At 70.3% G+C, this 16,420-nt stretch carries 15 protein-coding genes; 2 read left to right on the top strand and 13 right to left on the bottom strand.

Translation table 11 applies throughout. The features are described 5' to 3' along the window. Positions 1 to 101: 101 nt before the first annotated feature. Together hisS and ABS735_RS10665 are read right to left on the bottom strand one after the other, a co-directional pair. Positions 102 to 1,364, bottom strand: a complete 1,263-nt coding sequence (gene hisS, locus ABS735_RS10670; protein WP_373906334.1) for a histidine--tRNA ligase — start codon at positions 1,362 to 1,364, stop codon at positions 102 to 104. Positions 1,365 to 1,375: 11 nt separating this feature from the next. Then, complete coding sequence (locus tag ABS735_RS10665; RefSeq protein ID WP_373906335.1) at positions 1,376 to 2,083, bottom strand: MBL fold metallo-hydrolase; 708 nt, start codon at positions 2,081 to 2,083, stop codon at positions 1,376 to 1,378. A gap of 183 nt (positions 2,084 to 2,266) precedes the next feature. Here ABS735_RS10665 and ABS735_RS10660 point away from each other — a divergent pair, with 183 nt between their 5' ends. Then, the gene (locus tag ABS735_RS10660) at positions 2,267 to 3,118 is read left to right on the top strand and encodes a peptidylprolyl isomerase (protein WP_373906336.1); all 852 of its coding nucleotides are present in this window, start codon (positions 2,267 to 2,269) and stop codon (positions 3,116 to 3,118) included. A gap of 135 nt (positions 3,119 to 3,253) precedes the next feature. Continuing rightward, on the top strand, positions 3,254 to 4,483 hold the full coding sequence (locus tag ABS735_RS10655; RefSeq protein WP_373906337.1) for a DUF349 domain-containing protein: 1,230 nt from the start codon (positions 3,254 to 3,256) through the stop codon (positions 4,481 to 4,483). A gap of 80 nt (positions 4,484 to 4,563) precedes the next feature. Here the strand turns inward: ABS735_RS10655 and relA are convergent, their stop codons facing one another. The 11 genes from relA to pdxS all read right to left on the bottom strand — a co-directional run bounded on the left by relA (position 4,564) and on the right by pdxS (position 16,346). After that, positions 4,564 to 7,107, bottom strand: coding sequence for a GTP pyrophosphokinase (gene relA / locus ABS735_RS10650; protein WP_373906338.1), 2,544 nt, complete (start codon positions 7,105 to 7,107; stop codon positions 4,564 to 4,566). A 211-nt stretch (positions 7,108 to 7,318) separates the two neighbouring features. Further along, entirely contained in the window at positions 7,319 to 7,867 is a 549-nt protein-coding gene (locus ABS735_RS10645; protein WP_373906339.1) for an adenine phosphoribosyltransferase, read from the bottom strand. Beyond that, positions 7,864 to 8,982, bottom strand: coding sequence for a protein translocase subunit SecF (gene secF / locus ABS735_RS10640; RefSeq protein WP_373906340.1), 1,119 nt, complete (start codon positions 8,980 to 8,982; stop codon positions 7,864 to 7,866). The genes ABS735_RS10645 and secF overlap by 4 nt, the downstream gene beginning before the upstream one ends. Positions 8,983 to 8,985: 3 nt before the next feature. Beyond that, on the bottom strand, positions 8,986 to 10,788 hold the full coding sequence (secD, locus tag ABS735_RS10635) for a protein translocase subunit SecD (RefSeq protein ID WP_373906341.1): 1,803 nt from the start codon (positions 10,786 to 10,788) through the stop codon (positions 8,986 to 8,988). Positions 10,789 to 10,923: 135 nt separating this feature from the next. After that, positions 10,924 to 11,436: a preprotein translocase subunit YajC gene (gene yajC / locus ABS735_RS10630; RefSeq protein ID WP_373906342.1), complete on the bottom strand. Its 513-nt coding sequence runs from the start codon at positions 11,434 to 11,436 to the stop codon at positions 10,924 to 10,926. Between the two features lie 175 nt (positions 11,437 to 11,611). Further along, complete coding sequence (ruvB, locus tag ABS735_RS10625) at positions 11,612 to 12,685, bottom strand: Holliday junction branch migration DNA helicase RuvB (RefSeq protein WP_373906343.1); 1,074 nt, start codon at positions 12,683 to 12,685, stop codon at positions 11,612 to 11,614. Between the two features lie 47 nt (positions 12,686 to 12,732). After that, positions 12,733 to 13,338, bottom strand: a complete 606-nt coding sequence (gene ruvA / locus ABS735_RS10620) for a Holliday junction branch migration protein RuvA (protein WP_373906344.1) — start codon at positions 13,336 to 13,338, stop codon at positions 12,733 to 12,735. Beyond that, positions 13,335 to 13,901 (bottom strand): crossover junction endodeoxyribonuclease RuvC, encoded by a 567-nt coding sequence (ruvC, locus tag ABS735_RS10615; RefSeq protein WP_373906345.1) that lies wholly within the window; start codon positions 13,899 to 13,901, stop codon positions 13,335 to 13,337. Before ruvC ends, ruvA begins: the two co-directional genes overlap by 4 nt. Before the next feature lie 110 nt (positions 13,902 to 14,011). Continuing rightward, the gene (locus ABS735_RS10610; RefSeq protein WP_373906346.1) at positions 14,012 to 14,764 is read right to left on the bottom strand and encodes a YebC/PmpR family DNA-binding transcriptional regulator; all 753 of its coding nucleotides are present in this window, start codon (positions 14,762 to 14,764) and stop codon (positions 14,012 to 14,014) included. A 49-nt stretch (positions 14,765 to 14,813) separates the two neighbouring features. Further along, positions 14,814 to 15,422, bottom strand: coding sequence for a pyridoxal 5'-phosphate synthase glutaminase subunit PdxT (gene pdxT / locus ABS735_RS10605; protein WP_373906347.1), 609 nt, complete (start codon positions 15,420 to 15,422; stop codon positions 14,814 to 14,816). A gap of 12 nt (positions 15,423 to 15,434) precedes the next feature. After that, on the bottom strand, positions 15,435 to 16,346 hold the full coding sequence (pdxS, locus tag ABS735_RS10600) for a pyridoxal 5'-phosphate synthase lyase subunit PdxS (protein ID WP_373906348.1): 912 nt from the start codon (positions 16,344 to 16,346) through the stop codon (positions 15,435 to 15,437). Between the last annotated feature and the right edge of the window lie 74 nt (positions 16,347 to 16,420).

Here is a 16,420-nt window from a genome sequence, read left to right as displayed (position 1 = left end):
ACGGATCGGCGATCACTCCTGAGCGGCGCGTTCCGGCCACCACCCGTTCCCCAGGGGCACACGCGAGCGAAAACGCGTGCCCCTGGAGGGGTGCCGCCCTGTCAGCCGAGCCTCGACTCCAGCTCCGCCACGATCTCGTTGACGCCGATCGCGGTCTGCTCGCCGGACTCCATGTCCTTGAGCTGGACGACGCCCTCGGCGAGGTCGCGCTCGCCCAGGACCAGGGTGTAGCGGGCACCGGAGCGGTTGGCCGCCTTCATCGCGGCCTTCAGCCCCTTGCCGCCGTAGGAGAAGTCGGCGGCGACGCCGTTCTTGCGCAGCTCGGTGACCTTGGCGAACAGGATCCGGCGGGCCTCCTCGCCCAGCGGGACCGCGAAGACGGAGGTGGCGGACGGGATGTCCAGTTCGATGCCCTCCGCCTCCAGGGCGAGGACGGTGCGGTCGACACCGAGGGCCCAGCCGACCGAGGGCAGGGAGGGGCCGCCGATCATCTCGGACAGGCCGTCGTAGCGGCCGCCGCCGCCCACCGCGGACTGGGAGCCGAGGCCGTCGTGGACGAACTCGAACGTCGTGCGCGTGTAGTAGTCCAGGCCGCGGACCAGCTTCGGGTCGTCCTCGAAGACCACACCCGCCGCCGTGATCAGCTCGCGCACCTCCTCGTGGTACGCCTTGCAGGCGTCGCACAGGTAGTCGCGCAGCAGCGGGGCGTCGGTGAGCTGCTTCTGCACGTCCGGGCGCTTGTCGTCCAGGACGCGCAGCGGATTGATCTCGGCGCGGCGCAGGGTCTCCTCGTCCAGGTCGAGCCCCCGCAGGAAGTCCTGGAGCGCGGCCCGGTAGACGGGACGGCACTCCTTGTCGCCCAGGGAGTTGAGCAGGATACGGAAGTTCTGCAGGCCGAGTGCGCGGTACGACTGGTCGGCCAGGATGATCAGTTCGGCGTCCAGGGCCGGGTCCTCGGCACCGATCGCCTCGGCGCCGACCTGGGAGAAGTGGCGGTAACGGCCCTTCTGGGGGCGCTCGTAGCGGTACTGCGAGCCCGAGTACCAGACCTTCACCGGCAGGTTGCCCGCCTTGTGCAGGTTGGCCTCAAGGACCGCGCGCAGCACGGGAGCGGTGGTCTCCGGGCGCAGGGCGAGCCGGTCGCCGCCCTTGGTCTCGAAGACGTACATCTCCTTGGTCACGATGTCGGTGGACTCGCCCACGCCGCGTGCGAACAGCTCGACGTTCTCGAAACCGGGCGTCTCGATGTAGCCGTAGCCGGAGTTGCGCAGGGGGGCGGCGATCGCCTCGCGGACCGCCAGGAACTTGGCGGAGTCCGGCGGCAGCAGGTCGTACGTGCCCTTGGGGGCCTTGAAGGTGCTCACGGAAGGTCTCGTCACATTCCTCGTCGGGGCGCGTCCGGGGCGCCCTGGCCGGCGGCCACCTGCCGCAGATACGGGTTGGTGGCGCGCTCCTGGCCGATGGTCGTGTACTCGTTGTGCCCGGGCAGCACCACGGTGGAGTCGTCGAGCGGCAGGCACACGCGTGCCAGGGACTCGAGCATGTCGTCCATGGAGCCACCGGGGAAGTCGGTGCGTCCGATGGAGCCGGCGAACAGCAGGTCGCCCGAGAACATGACCGGCGGGTTGTCCGCCGCCTCGGGCAGGCCGAAGGTCACCGACCCCTTGGTATGGCCCGGGGCGTGCGCGACGGTCAGCTCCAGGCCCGCCAGCGCCAGCTTCGCGCCGTCGGTCAGCTCCTTGACGTCGTCCGGCTCCCCGACGGTCAGCTCGCCCATGAGCGGCATGCCGATGGTGCGGCCGATTCCCTTCTCGGGGTCGCTCATCATGTAGCGGTCCTCGGGGTGGATCCAGGCCGGCACGTCGTGGGCGCCGCACACCGGGACGACCGAGGCGACGTGGTCGATGTGGCCGTGGGTGAGGACGACGGCGACGGGCTTGAGCCGATGTTTGCGGATCGCTTCCTCGACTCCGGGGGCCGCCTGGTGGCCCGGGTCGATGATCACGCACTCCTCACCGGCGGCGGGGGCGACGAGATAGCAGTTCGTCCCCCAGGCCCCGGCGGGGAACCCGGCAATGAGCACGATCGTCCTTCGTTTGTGTCGGTACGGGTGGGCTTGCGAACGGGTCGCGCCCATGGTCAGAGCCTACCGGCGGTGCCGATTCCTCAGCGAACCCATATACGGTACGGGGCTACACGCCCACGGTCGGCTCATCGCACCCACGCGTACCGGTCGGCACACGAAGACGCATGAGGAGAGAACCCGGTGGTCACCCAGGAGCAGCGGCGGCGTCAGCTCGCCCGGGAGAAGTTCTTGCGGCAGCAGCAGCGACGCACCTCCGCGCGACGCAAGGCGCGCATGCGCAACGCCGCGATCGCGTCGGTGCTCGGCGTGATTCTGATCGGCAGTGTCGCGCTGTACACGACCGGAGTGGTCCTGGGGGACGACGACGACAAGACGAACGCGAGCGCGGAGGTCACTCCGAGCGCCTCGGCGAGCAGCAAGGCGCCGGACCCGTGCGACAAGCCGGCCGAGGGCAAGGTCAAGACGCAGACCTGGAAGAAGGAACCCGCGCTGACCATCGACAAGTCGGCGAAGTACACGATGAAGCTGGCGACCACGTGCGGCGACATAGACATCGCGCTGAAGGCGGACGCGGCACCGCACACCGTCAACTCGTTCGCCTTCCTGGCGGGCAAGGGCTTCTTCGATCACACCAAGTGCCACCGGCTCACGCCTGAAGGCATCTACGTCCTTCAGTGCGGTGACCCCCAGGGCACCGGCGCGGGCGGGCCCGGCTACACGATCCCCGACGAGAACCTCAAGGACGAGAGTCTCAAGGGCAACGTGTACCCGACGGGGACGGTCGCGATGGCGAACCAGTACAACGCGCAGACGCAGCAGGGGCGGGACACCGGGGGCAGCCAGTTCTTCCTGGTCTACCAGGACAGCCAACTGCCGCCCGACTACACACCGTTCGGCACCGTCTCCGACAAGGGCATGACGGTCCTCAAGAAGATCGCAGCCGCCGGGGCCCAGGAACCCGACCCCACGACCGGCAACACCGCGCCCAACGCGACGGTCGTGATCGACAAGGCCACGGTCACGAAATCCTGACCCTCATCAGCGGAAGTTCGGTCGTGCGGGATGCGGACAGGCCCCCCGCCGGTCGCCTATGTTGGCCGTGACGAAACTGTGGACGATGCCCGGGGGTAGCGAAGCCCTCCGCAGGCATCATGTGGAGGAGGCGCTGTGAGCAGCGACCCGTGGGGCCGCGTCGACGAGACGGGGACCGTGTACGTGCGTACGGCCGACGGCGAGAAGGTCGTCGGTTCCTGGCAGGCGGGCTCCCCCGAGGAGGCCCTGGCCTATTTCGAGCGCAAGTACGAAGGCCTGGTTGTCGAGATCGGCCTCCTCGAGAAGCGGGTGAAGACCACCGACCTGTCGGCGAAGGACGCCCAGGCCGCCGTCGACCACCTGCGCGAGCAGGTGGACGCGCACCACGCGGTCGGCGACCTGGACGCGCTGCGGGCCCGGCTGGACAAGCTCGTCGCGTCCGTGGAGGCCCGGCGCGAGGAGCGCAAGGCCCAGCGGGCCAAGCAGTCCGACGAGGCGCGCGGCGCCAAGGAGGCCCTGGTCGCCGAGGCCGAAGAACTGGCGCGCTCGGACCAGTGGCGGGCGGCCGGTGAGCGGCTGCGGTCCCTGGTCGACACCTGGAAGGGCCTGCCGCGCCTGGACCGCAAGTCCGACGACGAGCTGTGGCACCGCTTCTCGCACGCCCGCTCGGCGTTCTCCAAGCGCCGCAAGCAGCACTTCGCGCAGCTCGACGCGCAGCGCGAGGAGGCCCGCAGGACCAAGGAGCGGCTGGTCTCCGAGGCCGAGGCGCTGTCGAACTCGACGGACTGGGGACCGACGGCCGCGCGCTACCGCGACCTGATGTCCGAGTGGAAGGCCGCGGGCCGCGCCCAGCGCGAGCACGAGGACGACCTGTGGAACCGCTTCCGCGGCGCCCAGGACGTGTTCTTCGCCGCCCGCAGCTCGGTCTTCGCCGAGCGGGACGCCGAGCAGGCGGAGAACCTGAAGCTCAAGGAGGAGCTGGCCGAGGAGGCCGAGAAGCTCGTCCCGGTCACCGACCTCAAGGCGGCCCGTGCCGCGTTCCGTTCGGTCAACGAGCGCTGGGAGGCCATCGGCCACGTGCCGCGCGACGCCCGGCCGAAGGTCGAGGGGCGGATGCACGCGGTCGAGCGGGCTCTGCAGGAGGCCGAGGAGGCCGAGTGGCGCCGAACCAACCCGGAGGCACGCGCGCGTGCCGAGGGCCTCACCGGTCAGCTCCAGGCCGCCGTCGACAAGCTGCGCTCCCAGATCGAGCAGGCGCGCGCCCAGGGCAACGACGCCAAGGCCGACAAGCTCGCCCGTGAGCTGGAGGGCCGCCAGGCGCTGCTGGACCAGGCGCTCAAGGGACTGCACGAGTTCGGCGGCTGACGGTCGCCGGACCGGACACGAGAGGGGCTCCCGTACATCGCGTACGGGAGCCCCTCTCCTGTGTGTGCCTGTACGGCTGCCTACGACGGCCTGCGCGCCGAGGTCACCCGGTACACGTCGTAGACGCCCTCCACGCCGCGTACGGCCTTCAGGACGTGCCCGAGGTGCTTGGGGTCGCCCATCTCGAAGGTGAAGCGGGAGGTGGCGACGCGGTCGCGGGAGGTCTGGACGGCCGCCGAGAGGATGTTGACGTGCTGGTCGGACAGCACACGGGTGACGTCCGAGAGGAGCCGGGAGCGGTCCAGCGCCTCCACCTGGATGGCGACCAGGAAGACCGAGGACTGCGTGGGCGCCCACTCGACCTCGAGGATGCGCTCGGGCTCGCGGGAGAGCGAGTCCACGTTCACGCAGTCGCTGCGGTGAACGGAGACGCCACTGCCGCGGGTGACGAAGCCGATGATCGGGTCGCCGGGGACAGGCGTACAGCAGCGGGCCAGTTTGACCCACACGTCCTCGACGCCCTTGACGACGACGCCCGGGTCGGCGTTGGCACGGCGTTTGCGGCCGCGACCTCGGGCCGGCGGGATCGACTCGTCGATCTCCTCGGTGGCGGCCTCCTCGCCGCCGAGCGCCTGGACCAGCTTCTGCACGATGTTCTGCGCGGAGACATGGCCCTCGCCGATCGCCGCGTACAGCGCGGAGATGTCCGAGTAGCGCATCTCGTGCGCGAGCGTGACCAGCGAGTCGCCGGTGAGGATGCGCTGGATCGGCAGGTTCTGCTTGCGCATGGCCCGGACGATGGCGTCCTTGCCCTGCTCGATCGCCTCGTCGCGGCGCTCCTTGGAGAACCAGGCGCGGATCTTGTTGCGGGCGCGCGGCGACTTCACGAAGCCCAGCCAGTCGCGGGAGGGGCCCGCGCCGGCCGCCTTGGAGGTGAAGACCTCCACCAGGTCGCCGTTGTCCAGGGTGGACTCCAGCGGGACCAGCCGCCCGTTGACCCGTGCCCCTATGGTCCGGTGGCCGACCTCGGTGTGGACGGCATAGGCGAAGTCCACGGGGGTGGCGCCGGCGGGGAGCGCTATGACGTCGCCCTTGGGGGTGAAGACGAAGACCTCGTTGCGGGAGAGGTCGAAGCGCAGGGACTCCAGGAACTCGCCGGGGTCCTCGGTCTCCTTCTGCCAGTCGAGCAGCTGGCGCAGCCACGCCATGTCGTTGAGGTGGTCGTCCTTGCTCTTGCCGGACGACTTGGGGGCGTCGGTGCGCACCTTCGAGGCGCCGGCGACGGCCTCCTGCTTGTACTTCCAGTGCGCGGCGATGCCGTACTCCGCGCGGCGGTGCATGTCGAAGGTGCGGATCTGCAGCTCGACCGGCTTGCCGCCCGGCCCGATGACCGTCGTGTGCAGCGACTGGTACATGTTGAACTTGGGCATCGCGATGTAGTCCTTGAACCGCCCCGGAACCGGGTTCCAGCGCGCGTGGACCGTGCCGAGCGCCGCGTAGCAGTCGCGGACGGTGTCCACCAGGACGCGGATGCCCACCAGGTCGTAGATCTCCGCGAAGTCCCGGCCGCGGACGATCATCTTCTGGTAGACGCTGTAGTAGTGCTTGGGGCGCCCGGTGACGGTCGCCTTGATGCGGGCCGCGCGCAGGTCCTGCTGGACCTCGTCGGTGACGACGGCCAGGTACTCGTCGCGCTTGGGGGCGCGCTCGGCGACCAGGCGGACGATCTCGTCGTACATCTTGGGGTAGAGGATCGCGAAGGCGAGGTCCTCCAGCTCCCACTTGATGGTGTTCATGCCCAGGCGGTGGGCGAGCGGCGCGTAGATCTCCAGGGTCTCGCGTGCCTTCTTCTCCTGCTTCTCGCGCTTGAGGTAGCGCATGGTGCGCATGTTGTGCAGGCGGTCGGCGAGCTTGATGACCAGGACGCGCGGGTCCTTGGCCATGGCGACGACCATCTTGCGCACGGTCTCGGCCTGCGCGGCCTCGCCGAACTTGACCTTGTCCAGCTTGGTGACGCCGTCGACGAGCAGGGTGACCACGTCGCCGAAGTCGCGGCGCAGGTCCTCCAGGCCGTACTCGGTGTCCTCGACGGTGTCGTGCAGCAGTCCGGCCATCAGCGTCGCCGGGTCCATGCCCAGCTCGGCGAGGATGGTGGTCACCGCGAGGGGGTGGGTGATGTACGGGTCGCCGCTCTTGCGCTTCTGGCCGCGGTGCCAGCGTTCGGCGACCTGGTAGGCGCGCTCGATCTGGCGCAGGGTCGCCGTCTCGATCTTGGGGTCGTTGCCGCGCACTATGCGCAGCAGCGGCTCCAGCACCGGGTTGTACGGGTTGGCACGCTGGACGCCGAGGCGGGCGAGGCGGGCGCGGACGCGGTTGGAGGAGCCGGAGCGGGTGGGTGGTCCGGCGGGGGTGCGCACCACGGGCGCGTTCTGGGGGCGCTCGGACGGCAGCGGCTTGGGGCGCGACTGCTGCTCGGCCGGCTTGTCGACGGGCGCGGACGGAGCGTGCTGGATCGGCCCACGCGTGTCGTTCTTCGCCTGGGGCGCGCTCGGCGCGGGCTTCGCCGCGGACGCCGAGGCGGACTCGGGCTTTGCGGCGGTCAGTGGCTGGGCCTCGTCTGGCAAGAGGACTCCTCGTGCGCGATCCGGGTCCCCCGGTCAGGCTCCGGAAACCCCATGGTAGCGATCCTGCGCCCCAGGATCGCCTTCAGGCCGATGTGAGGGCCGTCAACCCCTGCAACGCCTGAGGCGGGCGCCGGATTCCTCCGGGCCCGCCTCGGGCGTGCGATGGGTGCTCCGAGTGCTTCTCCGTACGCCCTCGGGGCTCTCAGGGCTCTCAGACCGTGAGCAGCGCCTTCAGCGGCGCCCCGGCCAGGGCCGGCTCCAGACGGGCCCGCCCGCCGAGGAAGCCCAGCTCCATCAGGACGGCGAGGCCCGCGACCTCGGCACCGGCCCGGCGGATCAGCTCGAGCGAGGCCTCGGCGGTGCCGCCGGTGGCGAGGACGTCGTCGACGACCAGCACGCGGTCGCCCGCGGTGAGGTCCTCGGCGTGCACCTCGATCTCGGCGGAGCCGTACTCCAGGTCGTACGCCTGGCTGAGCGTGGCTCCGGGGAGCTTGCCCGCCTTGCGTACGGGGATGAAGCCGAGGCCCGCCCGCAGGGCCACCGGGGCGCCCAGGATGAAGCCGCGGGCCTCGAGACCGACGACCTTGGTGGCGCCGGTGTCTCCGGCGACCTCGGCGAGCGCGTCGGTCAGGACGGCGAACGCCGCCGGGTCCGCCAGGAGCGGGGTGATGTCCTTGAACACCACGCCCGGCTCCGGGTAGTCGGCCACGTCCCGGATGCGGCTGAGGAGCAGTTCCGTGATGTCGGTCGTTCCGGTCATCGGCGCTTCCCCGAGGGTCGGCCGCGTCCCCTGCCGCGGGAGGTGGGCTGGTTGCGGGGGCCGACGACCGCGGGCGCCGCGTCGTCCGGCTCGTCGGCGCCGTACGCCTCCTCGGCTGCGGCCTCCGCGGGCTCGCCCTTGGCCGCCGCCTGGGCACGCTTGGCGAGGACCCGCTTCTTGAGGGCCTTCATCTGCGGCTCGGCCTCCTTGAGGTCGGCGACGAGCGGCGTGGCGATGAAGATCGACGAGTAGGCACCCGCGGCGAGACCGACGAACAGCGACAGCGAGATGTCGTTGAGCATGCCGGCGCCGAGGACACCGCCGCCGATGAACAGCAGGCCCGCCACCGGCAGCAGCGCGACCACCGTGGTGTTGATGGAACGGACCAGGGTGCTGTTGATCGAGCGGTTGGCGATCTCCGCGTAGGTCCAGCGGGTCTGCTTGGTGATGTCCTTCGTCTGCTCCTTGAGGCTGTCGAAGACGACGACCGTGTCGTAGAGCGAGTAACCGAGGATCGTCAGCAGACCGATCACGGTGCCCGGCGTGACCTCGAAACCGACGAGGGCGTAGATGCCCACCGTGATGGTGATGTCGTGGATCAGGGCGACGAAGGCGGCCAGCGCCATCCGCCACTCGAACGCGATCGCCAGGTAGATCACCACGAGGACCATGAAGATCCCGAGGCCCTGCCAGGCCTTGTTCGCGATCTGGTCGCCCCAGCTGGGGCCGACCAGGTCGGCGTTGATCTTCTCCGCCGGGACGTCCAGCTTCTGGGAGAGGTCTTCCTTGATCTGGTCCGACTGCTGGGTGTCGGTGCCCGCGATCTGGATGCGGAGGCTGCCGTCGCCGAGCTTCTGGACGATCGCGTCGTGGCCGGAGGCGTCCTCCGACCAGGTCTCGGCCTGGGCGACCGAGGCGCTCATGTTCTTCGGGGTGGTGAAGACCGCGCCGCCCTGGAACTCGATGCCCATGTGCAGGCCGCGCACCGCCAGGCCGACGATGGCCGTGATGGTGATGAGGATCGAGATGCCGTACCAGATCTTGCGGTTCTTGACGAAGTCGTAGCCGATCTCGCCGTGGTGCAGTCGGGCGCCGAGTGTGCCGAGCTTCGACATCTCTCACGCCTCCTTCGGGTCTACAGGGCCGGCGGCAGGACGGGACGGACGGCGGGTGCGGCGCAGCGGAGGCTTGGCACCCAGGGCCTTGGGGTCGAGGCCGGACCACTTGTGACCGCTCGAGAAGAACCTGCGCCGGGCCATCAGCGTCAGCAGCGGCTTGGTGAAGAGGAAGACCACCACCACGTCGAGCAGGGTCGTCAGACCGAGCGTGAACGCGAAGCCCTGCACCTTGCCGACGGTGACGATGAAGAGCACCGCCGCGGCGAGGAAGGACACGAAGTCGGAGACCAGGATGGTGCGCCGGGCACGCGGCCAGGCCCGCTCGACGGCGGGGCGCAGCGTGCGGCCCTCCCGGATCTCGTCGCGGACGCGTTCGAAGTACACGATGAACGAGTCCGCCGTGATGCCGATGGCGACGATGGCACCGCACACGGCCGGCAGGTTCAGCGCGAAGCCGATGGTCGGGCCGAGCAGCGCCATGATCACGTACGTGAGACCGGCCGAGACCAGCAGCGAGCAGACGGCGATGAACGACAGGCCGCGGTAGTAGAACAGCAGGTAGAGGACGACCAGGGCGAGGCCGATGGCGCCCGCGATCAGACCGGCCTTGAGCTGCTCACCGCCGAGCGCGGCGGTGACGGTGGTGACGCTGTCCTCCTTGAAGGTCAGCGGCAGCGCGCCGTAGGACAGCATGTTGGCGAGGCTCTGGGCCTCCTCCTGGTCGAAGCTGCCGGAGATCTCCGCGTTGCCGCCGGTGAGCTCCTGGCTGACGTACGGGTCGGAGACGACCTCGTTGTCCAGGACGATGGCGAACTGGTTCTGCGGGGACTGCTTCTGGGCCAGCTGGCCGGTGATGTCCGCGAACTTCTTGCTGCCCTTGTCCGTGAACTTCATGGTCACGGTCCAGCCGGCGGCGGTCTGCGTGTTGTAGACGGCCTCGGCCTCGTCGACCTCGGTGCCGTCGACCGCGGCGGGGCCGAGGACGTACTTCTGCCACTGGCCCTGCGAGTTCTGGCCGCAGGCCACGGTCTGGTCGCCCGGCTTGGCGCCCTTGCCGGCCTGGGCGCGGGCGCCCTTGTCCGTGCAGTCCAGGGCCGCGTACTGCTGCTGCAGCTTGGCGGTCGCGTCGTCGCCGGAGGCGCTGGCACTCGGGGACGGGGAGGCGCCGTCGGAGCTCTTCGCGGACGGGCTGGGGTCGGCCTTCAGGGCGTCGCTGGCGGCGCGGCCCTGGGTGGTGGCGCTGGCCGACGCGGAGTCGGACGGCGTGCCGCTGCTCGGCTTGTCGCCGTCGGTGGCCTTGTCGCCGTCGGTGGCCTTGTCCGTGGCCTTGTCGGTCGCCTTGTCCGAGGCGCCGCCGGTCTCGCTCGGCGAGGGGCTGCCGGTCGCGTCGGCGCCGGAGAGTTCGGTGGCGAGAACCGGACGGAAGTACAGCTTGGCGGTGGTACCGACCTGCTGCCGGGCTTCCTTCGAGTTCGTCCCCTTGGGGATGTTGACGATGATGTTCCGGTCGCCCTGGGTCTGGACCTCGGCCTCGGACACACCCAGACCATTGACACGGCGGTTCATGATCTCGACCGCGGTGTCCATGTTGGTCTTGTTGATCGCGGACTCCTGGCCCGCCTCCGGCACGGCCCGGAGCGTGATGCTCGTGCCGCCTGCCAGGTCGATGCCGAGACGCGGAGTCGTGTGCCCGGAGGCGAACATGCCTCCGGTGAGCGCCACGATGGCGATCAGGATCAGGGCCAGCGAGCGCCCGGGCTTACTCTGAGCGCTCGCATTCTTTCCCTTTTTAGGTGCTACCACCTTTGCGTACTCCCTCTCGGGCCGCTTCGCGCCCAGAAGGCGTCACCGGCGGCCATCACATGGTGTCCGGATCCGTGCGAGCCGCGCGTCACTCGGGGTGCGCGGGAACCCGTCCCGCGCACCCCGGAGCACGGCTTACTTCGCCTCGGAACCGCCGTCGGTCTTCTTCGCCTGCTCGTCCGTCTTCGCCTCGGCGGGCGCGGCGTCGACCGTCGGCTCGTCGGCCGTCTCGTCGGCAGCCTCGTCGGCCTTCTTGCCGAGGTCGACGGACTTGTCGTCGGAGGCGGCGTCGGCGGGGGCGTCGGTCTCGGTGAGGGAGGAGGCGTCGTCGGGGACGATGTCCGCGTCGGACTTCAGGTCGTGCTCGATGCCGTGGACGATGCGGTTGTACTCGTCGTCGGTGAGGACGGCACCGATGGAGTTCTTGGCGAAGAGCAGCTCGACGCCCGGGCCGGCGTCGAGGAGGACCGTGTCGTCGTTGACCTCCTTGACCGTGGCGTACATGCCCCCGATGGTGCGGACACCGGTTCCGGGCTGCATCTCGTTCCGCATGTTGGCGGCCTGCTGCTGCTTCTTCTTCGCCGACCGGGTCATCAGGAACATGGCCCCGATGAGCACGATGAACGGGAGGAGGGTCACGAGACTCACGGGTCGGTACTTCCTTCACACGACCGCGATGGTGAGCGGCCTGATGGTTGGGGGTGTGTACGCCGCCGACAAGGGCGGCATCGGCGGAGTCTAGGCGAGTCCGCGCGCATGGAACAACGCTCAGCATGGCACCGGGGTTCCTGCTCCGGCGAATGTGCCTCTCGTGACCGGGTCGTCACGCCCCGAACAAGTCCTGTTGTCCGTTTCCTGAACTCTGCGAACGCGGCGGAGTGAGGCCGAGATGCGCCCATGCGGCCGGAGTGGCCACCCGCCCGCGTGGGGTGCGGGCGAGCAGACCCTCCCGTACGAGGAAGGGTTCGGCGACCTCTTCCACTGTCTCACGCTCCTCCCCCACGGCGACGGCGAGCGTGGACAGGCCCACCGGTCCGCCGCCGAACAGCTTGAGGAGGGCCTCCAGCACTCCCCGGTCGAGCCGGTCCAGCCCCCGGGCGTCGACCTCGTAGACCGCGAGGGCGGCCGCGGCGATCTCCTGGGTGATCAGGCCGTCGGCCTTGACCTGGGCATAGTCGCGGACCCGGCGCAGCAGGCGGTTGGCGATGCGGGGGGTGCCGCGGGAGCGGCCGGCGATCTCGGCGGCGCCGGTGGTGTCGATCTCGACGTCGAGCAGGCCCGCGGAGCGGTGGATCACCCGTTCCAGTTCGGCCGGTCCGTAGAACTCCATGTGGGCGGTGAAGCCGAAGCGGTCGCGCAGCGGGGGCGGCAGCAGCCCGGCGCGCGTGGTGGCGCCGACCAGGGTGAACGGGGGCAGCTCCAGGGGGATGGCGGTGGCGCCCGGGCCCTTGCCGACGATGACGTCGACGCGGAAGTCCTCCATCGCCATGTAGAGCATCTCCTCGGCGGGCCGCGACATGCGGTGGATCTCGTCGAGGAAGAGGACCTCGCCCTCCTGGAGGGAGGAGAGGATCGCCGCGAGGTCGCCGGCGTGCTGGATGGCGGGGCCCGAGGTGATGCGGATGGGGGCTTCCATCTCGGCCGCGATGATCATCGAGAGGGTGGTCTTGCCGAGGCCGGGGGCGCCGGAGAGGAGCACGTGGTCGGCGGTGGCCCCGCGCGCGCGTGCGGCGCGCAGCACCAGGTCGAGCTGCTCGCGGACCTTCTCCTGGCCGATGAACTCGCCCAGGTCCTTGGGGCGCAGGGCGGCCTCCACGGCCTGGTCCTCGCCGTCGGCGGCAGCGCCCACCAGCCGCTCGGCGGCGGCCTCCGCGTCGGTCGTGTCGTCCCAGTTCACTTGATTCTCCTTGCCGTGGCGCACCGGGTGGGTGGTGGCGGGCGTGGTCAGCGGGCGCGGTTCAGCGTCTGCAGGGCGGCCTTGAGCAACTGGCCCACCTGCGGCGCGCCCCCGGCGGCCTCGGCCTGCGGCGCCACGGCGGAGACGGCCTCGTCGGCCTCGCGGGTGGCGTACCCGAGGCCGATCAGGGCGGCGTGCAGCTGGTCGCGCCAGCCGGTGCTGACCGGGGCCCCGACGGCGGGGGCGCCGATGGGCTCACCGAGCCGGTCCCTCAGCTCCAGGAGCAGCTTCTGCGCGCCCTTCTTGCCGATGCCGGGGACGGCGGTGAGCGCCTTCTCGTCGCCGGTGGAGACGGCTCTGCGCAGGGCGTCGGGCTGGTGCACGGCGAGCATCGCCTGGGCGAGGCGGGGACCGACGCCGCTGGCGGTCTGGAGCAGCTCGAAGACCTGGCGCTCGTCGTCGTCGGCGAAGCCGTAGAGCGTGAGCGAGTCCTCGCGGACGACGAGGGAGGTGGCGAGCCTGGCGGGCTTGCCGAGCCGCAGGGTGGAGAGCGTGTTCGGCGTGCACTGGACGGCCATGCCGACGCCGCCGACCTCGACCACCGCGGCGTCGGGGGCGAGGGCGGCGACGGTGCCGCTGACGAAGGCGATCATGCGGGGCGGCCTTTCGACGGGTGGGGGGTCTGCGGGCGGCGCGCGCCCTGTGCGGTGTGCAGGGCCACGGCCTGCTGGAGCCGGTTCTGCGCGGGGGCGCGCCAGATGTGGCAGATGGCGAGCGCGAGGGCGTCGGCGGCGTCGGCGGGCTTGGGCGGGGCGGCGAGCCGCAGCAGGCGGGTGACCATGGCGCCGACCTGCGCCTTGTCCGCGCGCCCGCTGCCGGTGACGGCCGCCTTGACCTCGCTGGGCGTGTGCAGGGCGACGGGGATGCCGCGGCGGGAGGCGCACAGGATGGCGACGGCGCTGGCCTGGGCGGTGCCCATGACGGTGCGGACGTTGTGCTGGCTGAAGACGCGCTCCACTGCGACGAATTCCGGCCGGTGTTCGTCCAGCCACCGCTCGATGCCATGCTCGACGGCGACGAGGCGGTGGCCGAGGTCGGCGTCCGCGGGCGTGCGGACGACGCCGACGCCGATCATGGTGAGCGGCCGGCCCGCGACGCCCTCCACGACACCGACCCCGCAGCGGGTCAGCCCCGGGTCCACCCCCAGCACACGCACGTGCCCGGCCCCTCTCGTCGATCACCTGTTTGTGCAGGCTATCGGGTGGCACTGACAAAGCGGCGGGCCGACGGGTTGTGTCCCCGTCGGCCCGCTGAGCAGGGAACGCGTTACGCGTCGACCTTCTCCATGATCTCGTCGCTCACGTCGAAGTTGGCGAAGACGTTCTGCACGTCGTCGCTGTCCTCCAGGGCGTCGATGAGCCGGAAGATCTTCCGAGCGCCCTCCTCGTCCAGCTCGACCTGCATGGTCGGGACGAAGTTGGCGTCGGCGGACTCGTAGTCGATGCCGGCCTCCTGGAGGGCGGTGCGGACCGCGACCAGGTCGGTGGCCTCGCTGAGCACCTCGAAGGTCTCGCCGAGGTCGTTGACCTCCTCGGCGCCCGCGTCCAGGACGGCGGCGAGGACGTCGTCCTCGCTCAGCTCGCCCTTGGGCACGATCACGACGCCCTTGCGGTTGAAGAGGTACGACACCGAGCCCGGGTCGGCCATGGAGCCGCCGTTGCGGGTCATGGCGACGCGGACGTCGGAGGCGGCGCGGTTGCGGTTGTCGGTGAGGCACTCGATGAGCACCGCGACGCCGTTGGGACCGTAGCCCTCGTACATGATCGTCTCGTAGTCGGCGCCGCCGGCCTCGAGGCCGCCGCCGCGCTTGACCGCGGAGTCGATGTTCTTGTTGGGGACCGACTGCTTCTTCGCCTTCTGGATGGCGTCGTACAGCGTCGGGTTGCCCTCGATGTCGACGCCGCCCATGCGCGCCGCGACCTCGATGTTCTTGATCAGCTTCGCGAAGAGCTTGCCGCGCTTGGCGTCGATCACGGCCTTCTTGTGCTTCGTCGTAGCCCATTTAGAGTGGCCGGACATCTGCCTGTCTCCTTCGCGTAACCCATCTCCTGCAACGAACGCAGGAATCCTACAAGGACTGAGCCGCCCGGTTCGCGCGCACCATGTCGGCGAAGAGCCGGTGCACACGGTGGTCGCCGGTCAGTTCCGGGTGGAACGACGTGGCCAGCGCGTTGCCCTGGCGGACGGCGACGATGTGGCCGTCGTGCTCGGCGAGCACCTCGGCGGCGGCGCCCACGGACTCGACCCAGGGGGCGCGGATGAAGACGCCCTCCACGGGATCGCCCTCCACGCCCTTGACGTCGACGGCCGCCTCGAAGGACTCGTTCTGCCGGCCGAAGGCGTTGCGGCGCACGATCATGTCGATGCCGCCGACCGTCTCCTGCCCGGAGCGCGGGTCGAGGATCTTGTCGGCCAGCATGATCATGCCGGCGCAGGTGCCGTAGACGGGCATGCCGTCCCGCACGCGCGCGCGGAGGGGTTCCATCACTCCGAAGAGGACGGCGAGCTTGGAGATGGTGGTGGACTCGCCGCCGGGGACGACCAGGCCGTCCACCTCGGCGAGTTCTTCGGGGCGCCTCACCGGCCTGGCCACGGCGTCGGCCACGGCCAGGGCGACGAGGTGCTCCCGTACGTCGCCCTGGAGGGCCAGGACGCCGATGACGGGGGTGTCACTCATGGGTCGGGTGCCTTACCAGCCGCGGTTGGCGTAGCGCTCGGTCTCGGGGAGGGTGTCGCAGTTGATGCCGACCATGGCCTCGCCGAGGTTGCGGGACGCGTCCGCGATGATCTTCGGGTCGTCGTAGAAGGTGGTCGCCTTCACGATGGCGGCGGCGCGCTTGGCCGGGTCGCCGGACTTGAAGATGCCGGAGCCGACGAAGACGCCCTCGGCGCCGAGCTGACGCATCAGCGCTGCGTCGGCCGGGGTGGCCACACCGCCGGCGGAGAAGAGCACCACGGGGAGCCTGCCCAGCTCGGAGACCTCCTTGACCAGCTCGTAGGGGGCGCGCAGCTCCTTGGCGGCGGCGTACAGCTCGTTGTTGTCGTAGCCGCGCAGCCGGGCGATCTCGTTCTTGATCTGGCGCAGGTGACGGACGGCCTCGACGACGTTGCCGGTGCCGGCCTCGCCCTTGGAGCGGATCATCGCGGCGCCCTCGGCGATCCGGCGCAGCGCCTCACCGAGGTTGGTGGCGCCGCAGACGAAGGGGGTGGTGAAGGCGAACTTGTCGCTGTGGTTGACCTCGTCGGCCGGGGTGAGGACCTCGGACTCGTCGATGTAGTCGACGCCGAGGGACTGCAGGACCTGGGCCTCGACGAAGTGGCCGATGCGGGACTTGGCCATCACCGGGATGGAGACGGCGTTGATGATGCCCTCGATCATGTCCGGGTCGGACATCCGGGCCACGCCGCCGTCCTTGCGGATGTCGGCCGGGACGCGCTCCAGGGCCATGACGGCCACGGCGCCCGCGTCCTCGGCGATCTTCGCCTGCTCCGGCGTGACGACGTCCATGATCACGCCGCCCTTGAGCTGCTCGGCCATGCCGCGCTTCACGCGGGCGGTGCCGGTCTCGGGGGTCTGGTTTTCGGAGAGCGTGCTGGACACGGGTACCTCGCTGAGGGGAAGGGGGTTTCTGCAGCAACGAGGAAACGCGAGGCGGGCAGTCCACAGCAAGGGCC

It is taken from the genome of Streptomyces sp. MMCC 100 (assembly GCF_041538145.2).
Taxonomy (GTDB): Bacteria; Actinomycetota; Actinomycetes; order Streptomycetales; family Streptomycetaceae; genus Streptomyces.
Note: the sequence above shows the minus strand (reverse complement) of the source record. Positions and strands in the feature narration are given on the sequence as shown.

Bases quoted from the DNA above. Each gene is read 5' to 3' on its own strand.
- pdxT (WP_373906347.1), bottom strand. From the start codon at position 15,422: ATGAGTGACACCCCCGTCATCGGCGTCCTGGCCCTCCAGGGCGACGTA.
- ruvA (WP_373906344.1), bottom strand. From the start codon at position 13,338: ATGATCGCCTTCGTCAGCGGCACCGTCGCCGCCCTCGCCCCCGACGCC.
- secF (WP_373906340.1), bottom strand. From the start codon at position 8,982: ATGTCGAAGCTCGGCACACTCGGCGCCCGACTGCACCACGGCGAGATC.
- ABS735_RS10610 (WP_373906346.1), bottom strand. From the start codon at position 14,764: ATGTCCGGCCACTCTAAATGGGCTACGACGAAGCACAAGAAGGCCGTG.
- ABS735_RS10645 (WP_373906339.1), bottom strand. From the start codon at position 7,867: ATGACCGGAACGACCGACATCACGGAACTGCTCCTCAGCCGCATCCGG.